Raw genomic sequence first — 15,711 nt, 5'->3', positions numbered from 1 at the left:
GCTGCTATTTGTTGCGCCGCCAATGCGGGTGGGTGATCCGCCACTTGCGGATCTTGTAGTTGAGGGCGCGCGGGCTGATGCCGAGCTTGAGTGCCGCGTTTTTCTGGACCCAGAGCGATTCCTCCAGGGCCTTGACGATCAGGTCCCGCTCATGGCCGGCCAGCGATCCGTTGACTTCCCGGGCGATCCGGTCGCTGTGGCGGCGACGGTCGACCACGTACAGGCCGGGTCCGTTCTCCCTGATGCGGCGTGGCGGCAGAGCAAGATTGGCGAGTTGGATCTCGCCTTTTTCTTCCAAAATCACGGCCCGCTCGATGGTATTGGCCAGTTGCCGGATATTACCGGGCCAATCGTAGGACAGGATGGCCTGCAACGCATCTTCGGAGAACCCGGTGATCGACCGACTCACCGCCTGGCAATAACGATGGAGCAGCCGCTCAGCCAGCGGGATGATGCACTCCGGCCGCTCACGAAGCGGCGGCAGGCGAACCGGAAGCACGTTGATCCGATAGTAGAGGTCCTCGCGGAACTTCCCCTCTTCCACCTGGCGAACCAGGTCCTTGTTGGTCGCGGCGATGATGCGCACATCGGCGTGGATGGTCTTGTTGCCGCCGACCCGCTCGAATGACTTCTCTTCGAGCACGCGGAGCAGTTTGGACTGCAGGTTGAGTGAGATCTCGCCGATCTCGTCGAGGAAAATGGTGCCGCCGGCGGCCTGTTCAAAGCGACCGATCCGCTGCTTGTCGGCACTGGTGAACGAGCCCTTTTCATGGCCGAACAGTTCCGACTCCAGCAGGTGCTCCGGTATGTTGGCGCAATTGATCTTGACGAACGGTTTGGCCTTACGCGGCGAGTTGAAATGCACGGTTCCGGATAGAAAGCTCTTGCCGGTACCGGTGTCGCCGGTGATCAGGATCGTCGAATCGGTGCCGGCAAATTTCTTCAGCACCTTCAGGGCCGCCTTCATCCGGGAACTGCGGGCAATGACCTTGTTGAAATCGTAGACGACGTCCTGGCGATGGCGCAGATAGTCGATCTCGTGCCGCTGTTTACGCAGCTCGATGGCTCGTCTGACGGCGGTGCGGGCCCGTTCCGGGGAAACCGGGTGAACGAGAAAGTCGCAGGCACCGAGGTTCATCGCCTTGACCACCAGTTCCGCTTTTTCACTGGCACTGGCAATGACGATCGGCGTATAGGGACTCTTGCTGACCGTGTTTTCCAGCAGTTTCATCCGCGCCCCGCTCAGGTCGTCAACACCGAGCAGCACCAGATCATACTGACGGGCGCTCATCTTCGCTTGAAATTCCGATTCACTATTCGTAATAGTAAGCGAGCATGGCCCGGCCAGTGCTTCACTGATCACGTCAGCGCTGCCCGAACAGCAGTCGTAGATGAGAATGGCGTCTCTACCCGGCATTACAACACCGTATCTGATATTTCGTAATTGTAATTCCCCCAGCCACCGTTATACGTGAGTCTTTTTGGAATTGCAAACAAAATTGTACATTTATCGCCATTGTCACATCATCGATCGACCCAACACAGCCTCTACATAACTGTTATTTATGAACTTTTCTGCTTTCGACCGACACTGTATGGAGATGGCCCTGACGGCCGCCCGCCAGGCCGCCTCCCAGGGGGAAGTACCGGTCGGCGCAACGCTTTGCCGCGGCGAGGACATTCTCGCTGTTGCCGGCAACAACCCGATAGGCGCAGTCGATCCGACGGCCCATGCCGAGGTCAACGCGATCCGTATGGCAACCCGGCAAATAGGCAATTACCGCCTCGGCACCACCACCCTCTATGTGACGATCGAACCGTGTTTGATGTGCATGGGTGCGATCATCCACAGCAGAATTCAGCGGCTGGTATTCGGCGCCCGCGATCCAAAAACCGGCGCCGCCGTTTCCAAATACCAGATCGGTGGCGACGGCCTGCTCAACCACAGCGTGCTCATTGAAGAAGGACTGTTGGCGGAACAGTGCGGGAGCATGCTGACCGAGTTCTTCGCACTTCGGCGACGCAGCGGGCAAAACAGCGCAACGCGCTAAAGGAGATCGCTCAACCACTAGGTCCCTACTAATCTTCAGGGCCGCAGCGACCGTTTTTTCCGTGCGTGTCGACTTTTTGATTGATAAATTAGGGGTGACCGTTTACATAACAGCACACAGCACAACCCGGACAGCACGGCTTTTTCGGAGAGGTGACCGAGTGGCTTAAGGTGCACGCCTGGAACGCGTGTGTACGCAAGTACCGAGAGTTCGAATCTCTCCCTCTCCGCCAGCATTAATAAGGCCCCGTAATCAAAAATCGGTTACGGGGCTTTTTTTATATGAAAATCACTTCCCCGGGCTGGTCGGTTCTGCCGGAGGCTGCATCGCGGAGGTCGGCGGGCCGAAGAAAACGGCCCAAAGGGCTGTGGGTGGAACGTCCACTCTTGACGGACGAGCCACCGCTTCTTAAGGTCTGGCTTCGGTACACGAGGCACCGCCCATCGAGACAATGGAATTTCTTGACGCACCGGGCGAAAACGGGTATACATCGCTTCTACACTTGCCGGTCGCCGGCAGGTGGATCCTGGCGGAAAATGAAACAGTAACGTTGGGATATCATGTGACTTCGGCTTGATAGCCGGGTCCTGCGCAACAAAGGATCACGAACTCCGCCAGGTCCGGGAGGAAGCAACGGTAGTGAACCCCTTTGTGTGATGCAGGGTGCCCGGCTATCATTTTTTCCGGCCCCTACCAAGCCCATCGACCGTGAGACAGCTTTATGTCCTACCTGGTACTCGCGCGTAAATTCAGGCCACAGACCTTTGGTGATGTCGTCGGTCAGAAGCCGATCGTCAAAACCCTGCAAAACAGCCTCAAACGCGACCGCGTTGCCCACGCCATCCTGTTTTCCGGCGTCCGCGGCGTCGGCAAGACGACGCTGGCGCGACTGATGGCCAAGGCGCTCAACTGCGCCCATGGCCCGACCCCGACACCGTGCAACGAATGCGAGTCCTGTCGACAGATCGTTGCCGGTTCAGCGCTCGATCTCCACGAAATTGACGGCGCCTCCAATCGCGGTATCCAGGAGGTGCGCGACCTCAAGGACAAGCTCAAGTTCATGCCGGCCGCGGCGCGTTTTAAGATCATCATCATCGACGAGGTGCACATGCTCACCACCGAGGCCTTCAACGCCCTGTTGAAGACTCTGGAGGAGCCGCCACCGCACGTCTATTTCATGTTCGCCACCACCGAGCTGCACAAGATCCCGATTACCATTTTGTCCCGCTGCCAGCGCTATGAACTGCAACGGGTCAGCTCCGCTGAACTGAGCGAGCATTTTGCTGCCCTGGCCACCGCCGAGGGAGTGTCTCTCGAGCCGGCCGCATTGGCTCTGATTGTCAGAGAAGCGGAAGGATCGGTACGCGACGGGTTGAGCCTGCTCGATCAGATTTTGGCCTATGCCGACAAGCAGATAACCGCCGCGGACGTGGCCGACGTGCTCGGCCTGGTCGGCCGCGACGTCCTGCAGGCCATCGCCGGGGCCCTGCTCACCGGCGACAGACAGGCGGCGTTGGCCCGCCTGGACGAGGCCTTCCAGCACGGTATGGACCTGAAGCGATTCATGACCGACCTATTGGATTGCTTCCGCAGCCTGCTGCTGCTACGAATCTCCGGTTGCGAGCAGTTGCTCGATCTGCCGGCCGACGAAATCACCGTTCTTGCCGAAACGGCCCGTCAGCACAGCACCGAAACCATTCACCAGAAACTCAACCTGCTGCTGCAGGCCGCGGAGACCCTCCGCTATTCTTCACAGCCCCGGTTGGCCTTGGAGACTGCCTTTCTGTCCATTATCGAGGCCGACCAGATCATCGGCGTCGAGACCTTGCTCGGCAAGCTCGATGCGGCGCTCCAGCAGCTGCCGGCAGATGGTGCGGCTCCGGTCGACGCCCCCGGCGGCACCGGTTCACCGGCAACCGGATCGCCGGGACCGGTTACGCAGGCAGCCGGCGGATCGAGGCAGCAGACCGAAGCGGCACCATCGTCGCCACCGTCATCACCGGCGCCACCGTCGCCGCAGACGCCGCAGACGCATCGCCCCCCGGTGGCCGACGACAACCAAACACCCCCGGCAACAGAGACCGCCCCGCCCACTGCGGCGACAAAATCCCACGCGGACGATGCACCGCCAGCCGACGAGCCGCTGCCACCGAAACTGCAGGAACCGTCAGGTCACCGGGAAATCCGCAAAGACTGGCTGGCCTTTGTTTCCTATGTCAAGCAGCGGCGCGAATGGATGGCCCAGAACCTGCAGCAGTCCAGCGCAGTCAAGGAAAACGGCCAGGAACTGATCCTGGAATTCGACACCCCTGCCGAATGCACCCTGCTGCGTACCAAGGAGAATCGGCAGACGCTGACCGAATACGTCCTTGATTTCTTCCAGAAAGACTTTACCATCCGCATCATCAGTCCGGAAGAGCCGGAAGATGAAGGGATAACCGTTTCAGACGGCCCGAAAAAAAGGCGGCAACAGCTCGCTACGCACCCGCTGGTCCGAATGACCGAAGAAATCTTCGGCGGCCACGCCGGCGATATCCGGATCAGCCCGCAAAACAGATAACCCGCCCCCGCTGAGGACACTTCGTTATGGATCTCTCATCGATCATGCAGCAGGCCCGCGATATGCAGGCCAAGATGGCAAAAATTCAGGAAGAGCTGGCCTCCAAGGTCGTCACCGGCAGCGCCGGCGGCGGCATGGTCAACGTCGAGGTGACCGGCAAGGGTGAGCTCATCTCGATCAGTATCGAGCCGGAGCTGATTGATCCGGCCGAACGCGTCATGCTCCAGGACCTGGTCGCCGCCGCGGTCAACGATGCCCTGCGCTCGGCCCGCGACCTGGCCAAGCAGGAGATGACCAGCCTGACCGGCGGTATCCAGATCCCCGGCGTCACCAACATGTTTTAGCGCGGCCGATGAGCAGCCTGCATATCATTCCGCCGGCGCTGGAACGATTGATCCGCAGTTTCTCGCAACTGCCCGGCATCGGCTCCAAGACCGCCACCCGCTTGGCCCTGAACATCCTCCGGCGGCCGGCCGCCGAGGCCCGGGAAATGGGAGCGGCGCTGACCGAACTGCACGGAGCAATCCGCCTCTGCTCCTGCTGCATGACCTTTTCCGAACAGGACCCGTGCGTCATCTGCAGCGATCAGCGACGCGACGCATCGCTCATCTGCGTGGTCGAGCAACCCGCCGACCTGATGGCCATCGAGAAGACCGACAGCTACCGCGGCCACTATCATATCCTGCACGGCGTGCTGTCGCCGGTCGACGGCATCGGACCGGAGGAGATCAAGGTCCGGGAACTGGTTGCCCGTGTCCAGAGCAACGGTATCAGCGAGGTCCTTATCGCCACCAGCTCAACGGTGCCCGGCGAGGCGACCGCTTCCTACCTGATAGACCGGCTGCAGCACCTGCCGGCCAAGCTGACCAGGCTGGCCTGCGGCATCCCGATGGGCATGGATATCAAATATGCCGACCAATACACGCTGGCACGGGCCATTCAGAGCCGAGCCAACCTCAGGGAACCTTGAAAAATTGACATTTCGTCCAATCTTGCCGTTGCACAATTAAATTTTATCCTCGGGAGCCATTTGCAAAACAATCTTTTCGCCCAAACTCTGCGTTATGCTCAAAATTTTATCCTCGGAATATCAACTATATGCCTGTGGTAAAATTTTTCGCATGCCTTGATTTTGAACGAAAATCTAAGTTTTGCAAAAGGCTCTCGGAATAACATCTACGCCTGCGGAAATATTTTCCGGCGCGCCTCGATCTTGAACGAAATTTCGATTTTTTCAAGCTCCCCATCAGTGAAACCGGTCGTTTCAGGGAGACCGGCCGACATTTTCTTCGCTCTTTCCTCTTGACACGATATCGAATTACTGGTAATTGAAACAGGTTTTTATGCTTGCCGCAGCGACAGATCGTACGTATAATGGCTGCTGAAACGAAAAACCGTCCATGACGGCCGTTTCACGCCGCACTGCCGAGCGACGGCACGCACGGCAACCGCAGAAAAGCAGTACAGGCGCGTAGCTCAGTGGGAGAGCGCTACCTTGACGTGGTAGATGTCGTGGGTTCAATCCCCTCCGCGCCTACCAGATATAAAGGCTAAAGGAAGAACGGACCTGCTGACCGTTTGCTCTTTAGCCTTTATTTTTCTCTAACGGACAGATGACAGATATTTCGGTACAGATAGCGGACGGTGAAGCGGTCCGGCTGCCCGGCGGCACCACGGTCAGGGAAGCCTTGGAAAAACTGCTCTCCGGCAAACAGCGCAAGCGAACGATCGCTGCCACGGCCAACGACGCTGCCGTTGACCTGAGCCGACCGCTGACCGAAGACACCAAACTGAAACCTATCCAGATCGACACTCCCGAGGCGCTGGAGATCCTGCGCCACTCCACCTCTCACGTGATGGCCCAGGCGGTTCGCCAGTTGTTCGGTCCCGGTGTCAAGGTGGCTATCGGACCGGCCATTGAAAACGGTTTCTACTACGATTTCCTCCGCGACGAGCCGTTCAGCCCCGACGACTTCGCGGCTATCGAACAGCGCATGGCCGCTATCGCCGATCAGGCGCTGCCGTTCATCCGCAGCGAGCAGCCGCGCGACGAGGCGATCGCCTCTTTTCGCGAGCAGGGCGAGAAATACAAAGTCGAGTTGCTCGAAGAATTGCCCGTCGAGACGGTGAGCGTCTACCAGCTCGGCGACTTCGTCGATCTCTGCCGCGGCCCGCATCTGCCCGACACCTCCTGGGTCAAGCACTTCAAACTGCTCCGGGTGGCCGGTGCCTACTGGCGCGGAGACGAGAAGAGAGACGTGCTGCAGCGCATCTACGGTACCGTCTTTTTCGACCAGAAGGCCCTCAGCAAGCACCTCAACCACCTGGAAGAGGCGAAGAAGAGAGACCATCGCCGGCTCGGTAAGGAGTTGCAGCTGTTCACCGTCTCCGACCAGATCGGTCCGGGGTTGATCCTCTGGCAACCGAAGGGTGCGCAATTGCGCCGGCTGATCGAAGATTACTGGAAGGACGAACACTATCGGCACGGGTATGAACTGCTCTATACGCCGCATATCGCCCGCCAGGATCTGTGGAAGACATCGGGACACCTCGACTTTTACGCCGAGAACATGTACTCCGGCATGGAGATCGACGAGGTCAAATATCAGCTCAAGCCGATGAACTGCCCGTTTCATATCGGCGTCTACAAGAGTGACAAGCGCAGTTACCGCGAGTTTCCGATCCGCTGGGCGGAGTTGGGTACGGTCTATCGCTACGAGCGGGCCGGCGCTCTACACGGACTGCTCCGGGTCCGCGGCTTCACCCAGGACGATGCCCATATCTTCTGCCGCGAGGATCAGCTCGACGACGAGATTTTCAATATCCTCGATCTGAACCTGCATATCCTCAAGACATTCGGCTTCAGCGACTACGACATCTACCTGTCGACACGGCCGGAGAAATCCGTCGGCTCCGACGACATCTGGGACAATGCCACCAGCGCGCTGAAAAAGGCCCTGGACAAGGCCGGCCTCGGTTTCATCGTCGATCCCGGCGAAGGCGTTTTCTACGGTCCGAAAATCGACATCAAGATCAAGGATCAGCTCGGCCGTTCCTGGCAATGCTCAACCATCCAGGTGGACTTCAACCTGCCGGAACGCTTCGACATGACCTATACCGGCTCGGATAACAGCGAGCACCGGCCGATCATGATCCATCGCGCCCTGATGGGCTCCCTCGAACGATTCGTCGGAGTGCTCATTGAGCATTACGCCGGCGTCTTCCCGCTCTGGTTCGCCCCGGTGCAGGCACGCATCCTCAATATCACCGACGATCAGGTCGATTACGGTGAGCGTGTCTACGACGAATTGCGAAAAGCGGGGGTTCGTGTGGAAAAAGATTTGCGCAACGAGAAATTGAATTATAAAATCCGCGAAGCTCAGCTCGGGAAAATACCCTATATGCTGATCATCGGCGACAAGGAGAAGGCAGACGGCACGGTTACCGTTCGCCTGCGCGACGGCAAGAACCTGCCGCCGATGAAAATTTCCGATTTCGCCGCCAAGGTTACCGACGAATGTCGGGCCGGACGGGGGTTGTAACAGGTTGAGGCATCGGTCACCCGGCACGGTCATACGGCGCAGGAAACCGGTTTTCATGTTCGTAGAATAGAGGAGGTCCGATATTAAACGGAAAGGAAGAAGCGCTCCCAGTCAACGTGAGGAAAAAGTCGTCATCAATGACGAAATTACCTACGAAAAAGTCAGACTCATCGACGAAGACGGTGGCCAACTCGGTGTCGTCACCGCCAATGAGGCACGGGAGCGGGCCTACGAAGCAGGCCTTGATTTAGTCGAAGTATCACCGAATGCCGATCCGCCCGTTTGTCGGATCATGAACTTTGACAAGTTTCGCTACGAGCAAAAGAAAAAGCAGCAGGAAGCTAAAAAGAAGCAGACGACCGTAGAGACCAAGGAGATCAAGTTCCGCCCGAAGACGGAGGAGCATGACCTGAACTTCAAGATCAAGAATATCAAGAAGTTCCTGGCACAGAAGAACAAGGTCAAAATCACCATGCGCTTCCGCGGCCGGGAGATTGTCTATGCCCAGACCGTCGGACTCGATGCGATGAAGAAAATCGTCGAGGCGATCGAGGAAGACGCGGTGATCGTCCAACCGCCGACCATGGAAGGACGGCAGATGGTCATGTTCGTCGGTCCGAAGCTGCAACAAAAATAACAAGGTTTCCCTCCGGAAACAACGGGTCGGTCCCCCACCCACTGAAGCCGCCCCGCCGTCTCCGGTACCATATTGTTTGTCAAGGAGTGTACGTATCATGCCGAAAATGAAAAGCAACAGAGGTGCTGCCAAACGCTTCAAGCTGACCGGTTCCGGGAAGATCAAGCGCAACAAGGCGTTTACCAGCCACATTCTGACCAAGAAATCGACCAAGAGAAAGCGTAACCTTCGCCAATCGGGTCTGGTGGACAGTGCCAACGACAAGGCCATCCGCAAGATTCTCCCCTACCTGTAAACAGGGGCAGGCCGGAACTACGCGAACAACTGGCTATAATCCTGCCCCAGGCAGGGAAAAGGAGTAACGATAATGGCTCGAGTAACAAGAGGTTTCAAGGCACGGCGACGGAGAAATCGCGTCCTGAAACTTGCCAAAGGATTTTACGGCGGACGAAGCAGACTGTATCGTTCGGCAACGGAAGCTGTCGACCGCGCTCTCGTCTACGCATACCGTGACCGCAAGGCACGCAAACGCGACTTCCGTAAATTGTGGATCACCCGCATCAATGCCGGCGCCCACATGAACGGAATGAGTTACAGCAGACTGATCGGCGGCCTGAAAAAAGCAGGCGTCGAACTTGATCGAAAGTCCCTGGCCAACATGGCCATCCTCGATCCGGGCGCTTTTCAGGAAGTGGTCAAAATCGCAGCCGAAGCAAACGCTTAGACCAGACCCCTCTCCTCTTTGCTGTTCCCTGATGCCGGTTGCGGTTGTTTGAATCGTAACCGGCATAGTGTTTTTGATGACGCCTACCTTCCCAGGACACCATGGAGCAAGAGCTAGAACATCTGCGCAGTGAAGCAACCGCAGCCCTCGAGGCAGTGATCGATCGGGAGCAGCTCGAGGCCTTCCGCATCAAGTATCTCGGCAGAAACGGCCTGATCAGCGGCCTGATGCGCCGGCTTGGCAACGCCCCGGCGGAGGATCGGCCGCGACTCGGCCAATTGGCCAATACCGCCAAAAAACAGTTCGAAGAGGCCTTCCAAGCCAAAGGGCAGCAGCTCTCCGGCCAGGCCGACACCGTCGACCGGCCGGGACCGGACCTGAGCCTGCCGGGACGAAGGACGGCCGGTGGGAAACTGCACCCGATTACTCGAATCATGGAAGAGATCTGCTCGATCTTCGCGTCGATGGGTTTTTCCATCGCCGAAGGGCCCGACATCGAGCTCGATCACTACAACTTCGCCGCGCTCAATATCCCGGAGCACCATCCGGCCCGGGACATGCATGACACCTTCTATATCGGTGATTCCGTACTATTGCGCACCCATACCTCGCCGATGCAGGCGCGGATCATGGAGAGCCGGCAGCCGCCGCTGCGAGTCATCGCCCCGGGCAAGGTCTACCGCTGCGATTCGGACATCACTCACACTCCGATGTTCCACCAGGTGGAAGGCTTTCTCGTCGACACCAAGGTCTCTTTTGCCGATCTCAAAGGGGTGCTGACCGTATTCACCCGCAAGGTCTTCGGCCAGGATCTGCCGCTACGTTTTCGGCCAAGCTTCTTCCCGTTCACCGAGCCGAGCGCCGAGGTGGATATCGCCTGCGTCATATGCGGCGGCAGGGGCTGCCGGGTCTGCAAGAAGACCGGTTGGCTGGAGATCCTCGGTTCCGGCATGATCGACCCTGAGGTCTTCAAGATGGTCGGCTACGATCCCGAACAGTACAGCGGCTTTGCCTTCGGCCTCGGCGTCGAGCGTATCGCCATGCTCAAGTACGGCATCGACGATATCAGGCTCTTCTACGAGAACGACCTGCGCTTTCTCTCCCAGTTCTAAATCGCTCCGGAGCACAGGACCACCATGAAGTTCACCTACAACTGGTTACAGGAATACGCACCGCTGGACGGGATATCACCGGCCCGACTGGCCGACCAATTGACCATGCTCGGCCTCGAGGTCGACTCGGTCGCCCCGCTGTTTTCCGAGTTAGCCGACCTGATAACCGGCAAAGTCCTCGCCTCCGGGCCGCACCCCAACGCAGACAAGCTCAGTCTCTGCCGGGTCGCTGTCGGCGAACAGGAATTACAGATCGTCTGCGGCGCGCCGAACGTGCGTGCCGGACTGACCGTCGTCGTCGCCCTGCCCGGCACGACGCTGCCCGGTGACGTCAAAATCAAAAAATCCAAGGTCCGCGGCATCGAATCCCAGGGGATGATCTGCTCCGAGCGCGAACTCGGTCTCGGCGACGATCACTCCGGCATCATGGAACTGGCCGACGACATCCCGTCGGGTGCATCGTTTCTCGAGCACTCCGGCCTGCAGGATACGCTGATCGAGGTCGACCTGACACCAAACCGGCCTGATTGCGCCTCGGTCATCGGCATCGCCCGCGAAGCAGCCGGCATCAATCGCCGACAGCTGCAGGTCCCCTATCGCGACAGCCAGCTCGGCGGCACGAGTTCATCATTCTCAGTGACCGTGGAGTCCCCGGAACTCTGCCCCCGTTACGCAGGTCGGCTGATCACCGGCGTGACCATCGGGCCGAGTCCGTGGTGGCTGAAGCGGCGCCTGCTGGCAATCGGCCTGCGCCCGGTAAACAACGTCGTCGATGTAACCAATCTGGTCATGCTGGAATACGGCCAGCCGCTGCACGCCTTCGACTTCAACAAACTCGCCGGCCGGCAGATCGTCGTCAGGACGCCGCGGGATGGCGAAACGAGCTTTACCGCACTGGACCACGTGAAGCGGGATCTGACCCCTGATATGCTGCTCATCTGCGACGCGGAGACGCCGGTTGGCATCGCCGGCATCATGGGTGGCCTGGACAGCGAAGTCTCCGAGTCCACAAGTGAAGTGTTGCTCGAAAGCGCCTACTTCAACCCGGTCTCGATCCGCAAAACAGCCCGTCGGCTCGGCCTGGCAACCGACGCCTCCTACCGTTTCGAACGCGGCGTCGATCCGGACGGCACCATCGCCGCGATGGAACGCGCGGTGTCGCTGATCTGCCAGGTGGCAGGCGGCACCGCCGAGCCCGGCGGTATCGATGTGGACAACCGCGGTCCCGGTCCCGGACCGCTCACCCTGCGCGTATCGCGGACCGCCGAGTTGCTCGGCATCGAACTTGACGCCCGGCAGATCGTTGAACTGCTTACCTCTATCGAGATCGGCTGCACCATCACCGACGACGATACGATCAGCGTCACCCCACCGAGTTTTCGCGTCGATCTCGAGCGAGAGGCCGACCTGATCGAAGAGGTGGCGCGGCTGACCGGCTACGACGAGATCCCGGTAACCCTGCCGAGCGTCGATTTGAGCTATCCCGAGCAGGACCACGAACGGCTCGAGCGCTTCCGGGCCAGCACCGTCATGAACGAGGCCGGTTTCAATGAGGCGATCAACTACAGTTTTGTCTCCAGCGGCTACGATGACAAACTGCGTCTTGCAACGGGCGATGGCCGCCGCCGCCACGTCGCCATCCTCAATCCGCTGACCGAAGACCAGGATGTGATGCGCACCTCGCTGCTGCCCGGACTACTGGAAAACATCAAGCGTAATCTGCGCTTTGAACAGAGCTCTGCCCGGTTGTTTGAAATCGGCAAGCTCTATGTGCCGGCACCAGGTAGTTCGCTGCCGCACGAACCGACCCAAATCGCCGGACTGCTGGTCGGCAACCGTCATGGCGGCCAGACACCGTTGCATTTTCCGCCGCAGGAAGTCGACATCTACGATGCCAAAGGCGGTGTTGAAACACTGCTTGCCGGACTGCGGCTACCACTCGACGGCGACGACGCCATCGAGCTGGTCCCGGAAGCCCCGGAATCGGTCGAACCGTTCGCCGAACCAGCTTACGCCCTTGCCGTGCGTCACGGCGAACGCCGGCTCGGCACCGTCGGCCGGATCAGGGCCGACGTACTGCGCGATATCGGTATCAAACGCGAAGTCTACTATTTTGATCTCGATTTTTCCGCGCTCTGTACCATTGAGCCGCAAACCAGGTCGTTTCGCGCGCTGCCGATCTACCCATCGGTCAAGCGCGACATTGCTCTGGTGGTGCCGATCACCACGCCGGCCGGCGAACTGGTCAAAACTGTTTTGTCCAGCCGAGAAAAACTTGTTGAACAGTGCGATGTTTTTGACGTATATCAGGGGAACAAGATCGGGGACGGACGAAAAAGCGTCGCCCTGACCATCACCTATCGATCCGACACGAAAACCCTTACCGAAAAACAAGTGGAGAAGGCCCACGCCCGACTGGTGCAGTCCTTGACCGACACCTTCGGCGGGTCGCTTCGCGAGGAATAGCAGGATGAAGAAAGCGAACGTAACCAGAAAGGAGTTGGCCGAAGCGGTGGCCGACAAACTCGGCTATCCACTCAGCGTCTGCGGCAACGTCGTCGACTGCTTTTTCGATACTCTGAAAGGCTCGATGCTGGGCGGCACCTCGATCAAGCTCGTCCATTTCGGGACCTTCTCGGTACGCGAAAAGAACCCGCGCAAAGGCCGCAACCCGCGAACCGGCGAGACGATCACCATCGAAGAGCGGCAGATCGTCAGCTTTCGGCCGAGCAAAAAGCTTCGCGCACGAATCAACGAGCCGCGCTGATCCCACCGTCCGCCGCGGCAATGAGCTCCCGAGATGACAAAACAAATCCCGGACAAGCTTCATTTCAAGATCGGCGAAGTCAGCAAAATCGCCAGTGTGGCGCCGCACGTTCTCCGCTACTGGGAAAGTGAGTTCAGCGCCATCCAGCCGAAACGGATGGGCTCGAAGCAGCGTCTCTACCGTCGTGCCGATGTCGAGCTGATCCTGACCATCAAGCAATTGCTGCACGAACAAGGGTATACCATTGCCGGGGCGCGCAAGTTGCTCGCGGAAAACACCTCCTCCGAGCCCTTGGCCAACTCTTTGACCGAGATGCCCCAACCTGCTGAATTCGACAAGCAGCTCGGCTCGATCAAGCAGGAACTGCTCGCGTTGAAAAAGATCCTGGCGAAGAAAAATTAATCCCGCGGTGCCCTGCCGACAGGCAGCAATTGACACCATGACCGGCCCGTGGTAGAAAGACGTCTCATCACACAGCAGTACACCGGGATGTAGCGCAGTCTGGTAGCGCACCTGAATGGGGTTCAGGGGGCCGGAGGTTCAAATCCTCTCATCCCGACCAGTGAAATCAAGGACTTAGAGATTATTCTCTAAGTCCTTTTTTCGTAATAGGTGCTAAATAGGTGCCGCTTTCAGCAGTGTTATGCTCTCTTGAGCCAATCATAGTTCGATCTTTTTTATCAGTACATAGAGCTATCTTTGACATGCAGTGTAATACTAAACCATCCAACCAAATTCCCATCGATCACGACGAGCACCGTCTTTCATCATCATCGACACGCCAGCCTGTCCCCACGAGTAATCCATCGTAATTACCAGAAATTACTTGACACTTCGAACGGGATAAAAAAGTATAGACTGGATTGGTAGAGCAGACTAACTCACCCGATAAAGCCACCTGAAGGGTTCACGCACCGGGACACCCTTCAGACAACCGAAAGAGGATGGAGCTTGATGATGGGATTACCTTGCCGGATCTCTTCCCTGTTGCTGTTTGCACTGTGTACGTTCTTCTCACTCGTATCAGACCCGGCACGGGCAGCCGACGAGAATCTGGTTGACCCCGGCCAGATAACCTTTCGCGAACCGATCGCGGATACTTCCGATGAACACATCGATCCCTATACCGGGCATCTCGACCTGACCTACACCGACCTCCATCTCCCCGGCGACGGCGGCCTCGATCTGCATATCATGCGCACCTACAAATCGAGCCGGGTAACCGACACAGCGATGGTGGACGGCAAGCTCGGCTACGGATGGGACATCAGTTTCGGCCGGGTGAAACAAGACGGCAATTTCGTCACCATTGAGCTGCAGGATGGCACGACGAGTACAGCCGTCCGTGAAACCTATGGCAGCAGCTACTTCATCACCAAGGAGTTCTGGAAACTGTACATGCCAGTCGGCCCTTTTCCGGTCCTGCAGCTGACCGACGGGACCACCATCACCTTTGGCCAGGGGAGCCTGCAGGGCTTCCTGGCCACGGAGATCAGGAAGAACAACAACACCATCACCATCAGCTATGACAGCGATAAAATAAACACCGTGACCTACACGGCCGGCGGCAGCAGCAAGACCATCAGTTTCCATTACGCCACCAGCGGCAGGCGACACCTACAGTCAATAACCTGGGGCAGCCCGAGTCGCCAGATCACCTACGGCTACGCTGCCGACGACCAGGCCGTGACCTCGGTCAGCCTGCCCGGAGGCGATAGATGGCGCTACACCTACCAGCAACAGGCCATCAACCTTCGCTCCGCCTATATTCTTCGGACGGTCACTACCCCCTGGGGTGGTACGGTCACCTACGGGTTTGATACCTTTGCCAGGGGAAATGGTGTTCTCTTGAAAACCCAGGGTAGCGTGGCGAGCAAACAGCTCTCCGGCCGAGGACTCGTCACCGGTACCTGGAATTACGATTATCAGGAAGGAAGCGGCTATGATGAGACAACGATCAATGACCCCTGCGGCCGCACCACCACCTACCAGTTTTACGGATACGGCAGTTCCTATGGCAGCGGTGAATGCTACAAGTACGGGTTGACCACCTCCAAAGTGGTCACCCACGGTACCAGCCATGAAATCACCACGGCCTATATCTGGAACAAACTCACTTCCCCCATTTCACCAATAGCCTACACCATCCCGATCCTCTGCTCCGATCTTGCCGGCACCTTTGTCCCGGTTCTGACCACGGAAACGATCACCCGCGGCGGCAAGCAGTACACCACCAGCTACAGCAACTTCGACGCTTACGGCTCCCCCTGCACCATCGCTGAGCAGGGCAGCAACAGCAGGACGACAACCGTCAGCTA

The 15,711-nt window shown here is 58.3% G+C and carries 14 protein-coding genes, 3 tRNA genes and 1 other RNA gene; 17 read left to right on the top strand and 1 reads right to left on the bottom strand.

Annotated features, from left to right (window positions below; genetic code table 11):
* Nucleotides 1-4: 4 nt before the first annotated feature.
* Nucleotides 5-1,417, bottom strand: a complete 1,413-nt coding sequence (locus tag BUC26_RS20520) for a sigma-54-dependent transcriptional regulator (RefSeq protein ID WP_073379088.1) — start codon at nt 1,415-1,417, stop codon at nt 5-7.
* Between the two features lie 148 nt (nt 1,418-1,565).
* Here BUC26_RS20520 and tadA point away from each other — a divergent pair, with 148 nt between their 5' ends.
* From tadA to BUC26_RS20435, 17 genes are all read left to right on the top strand, one after another.
* The gene (gene tadA, locus BUC26_RS20515) at nt 1,566-2,051 is read left to right on the top strand and encodes a tRNA adenosine(34) deaminase TadA (RefSeq protein ID WP_073379086.1); all 486 of its coding nucleotides are present in this window, start codon (nt 1,566-1,568) and stop codon (nt 2,049-2,051) included.
* 146 nt (nt 2,052-2,197) lie between these two features.
* Nucleotides 2,198-2,283: transfer RNA gene (locus BUC26_RS20510), tRNA-Ser, on the top strand.
* Between the two features lie 346 nt (nt 2,284-2,629).
* An RNA gene (gene ffs, locus BUC26_RS20505) (signal recognition particle sRNA small type) lies at nt 2,630-2,727 on the top strand.
* A gap of 45 nt (nt 2,728-2,772) precedes the next feature.
* On the top strand, nt 2,773-4,611 hold the full coding sequence (dnaX, locus tag BUC26_RS20500; RefSeq protein WP_073379085.1) for a DNA polymerase III subunit gamma/tau: 1,839 nt from the start codon (nt 2,773-2,775) through the stop codon (nt 4,609-4,611).
* A gap of 26 nt (nt 4,612-4,637) precedes the next feature.
* The gene (locus BUC26_RS20495) at nt 4,638-4,955 is read left to right on the top strand and encodes a YbaB/EbfC family nucleoid-associated protein (RefSeq protein ID WP_073379084.1); all 318 of its coding nucleotides are present in this window, start codon (nt 4,638-4,640) and stop codon (nt 4,953-4,955) included.
* A gap of 8 nt (nt 4,956-4,963) precedes the next feature.
* On the top strand, nt 4,964-5,581 hold the full coding sequence (recR, locus tag BUC26_RS20490) for a recombination mediator RecR (RefSeq protein WP_073379082.1): 618 nt from the start codon (nt 4,964-4,966) through the stop codon (nt 5,579-5,581).
* Between the two features lie 495 nt (nt 5,582-6,076).
* Nucleotides 6,077-6,151 (top strand) — tRNA-Val (locus tag BUC26_RS20485).
* Nucleotides 6,152-6,224: 73 nt separating this feature from the next.
* Entirely contained in the window at nt 6,225-8,153 is a 1,929-nt protein-coding gene (gene thrS / locus BUC26_RS20480; RefSeq protein ID WP_073379081.1) for a threonine--tRNA ligase, read from the top strand.
* A gap of 82 nt (nt 8,154-8,235) precedes the next feature.
* Complete coding sequence (gene infC / locus BUC26_RS20475) at nt 8,236-8,790, top strand: translation initiation factor IF-3 (protein ID WP_073379080.1); 555 nt, start codon at nt 8,236-8,238, stop codon at nt 8,788-8,790.
* Nucleotides 8,791-8,887: 97 nt separating this feature from the next.
* Complete coding sequence (rpmI, locus tag BUC26_RS20470; protein WP_073379079.1) at nt 8,888-9,085, top strand: 50S ribosomal protein L35; 198 nt, start codon at nt 8,888-8,890, stop codon at nt 9,083-9,085.
* Nucleotides 9,086-9,157: 72 nt separating this feature from the next.
* The gene (rplT, locus tag BUC26_RS20465; RefSeq protein ID WP_073379077.1) at nt 9,158-9,514 is read left to right on the top strand and encodes a 50S ribosomal protein L20; all 357 of its coding nucleotides are present in this window, start codon (nt 9,158-9,160) and stop codon (nt 9,512-9,514) included.
* 101 nt (nt 9,515-9,615) lie between these two features.
* A complete protein-coding gene (gene pheS, locus BUC26_RS20460) occupies nt 9,616-10,626 on the top strand; it encodes a phenylalanine--tRNA ligase subunit alpha (protein WP_073379076.1) in 1,011 nt (336 codons plus the stop codon).
* 24 nt (nt 10,627-10,650) lie between these two features.
* Nucleotides 10,651-13,092 carry a phenylalanine--tRNA ligase subunit beta gene (pheT, locus tag BUC26_RS20455; protein WP_073379075.1) on the top strand — a complete coding sequence of 814 codons (2,442 nt, stop codon included), beginning with the start codon at nt 10,651-10,653 and terminating at the stop codon, nt 13,090-13,092.
* Between the two features lie 4 nt (nt 13,093-13,096).
* Nucleotides 13,097-13,393 carry an integration host factor subunit alpha gene (locus BUC26_RS20450; RefSeq protein ID WP_073379073.1) on the top strand — a complete coding sequence of 99 codons (297 nt, stop codon included), beginning with the start codon at nt 13,097-13,099 and terminating at the stop codon, nt 13,391-13,393.
* Nucleotides 13,394-13,426: 33 nt separating this feature from the next.
* Nucleotides 13,427-13,795 (top strand): MerR family transcriptional regulator, encoded by a 369-nt coding sequence (locus BUC26_RS20445; RefSeq protein WP_073379072.1) that lies wholly within the window; start codon nt 13,427-13,429, stop codon nt 13,793-13,795.
* An 83-nt stretch (nt 13,796-13,878) separates the two neighbouring features.
* Nucleotides 13,879-13,955: transfer RNA gene (locus BUC26_RS20440), tRNA-Pro, on the top strand.
* A gap of 392 nt (nt 13,956-14,347) precedes the next feature.
* Nucleotides 14,348-15,711, top strand: a 1,364-nt coding sequence (locus BUC26_RS20435) for a DUF6531 domain-containing protein (RefSeq protein WP_143166104.1), incomplete at its 3' end; no start/stop codon positions are given.

Origin of the sequence: Desulfofustis glycolicus DSM 9705 (assembly GCF_900130015.1) — a bacterium.
In the GTDB taxonomy this organism is placed as follows: domain Bacteria; phylum Desulfobacterota; class Desulfobulbia; order Desulfobulbales; family Desulfocapsaceae; genus Desulfofustis; species Desulfofustis glycolicus.
The sequence above is the reverse complement of the archived record's forward strand: the minus strand, read 5'-3'. Positions and strand labels throughout refer to the sequence as shown.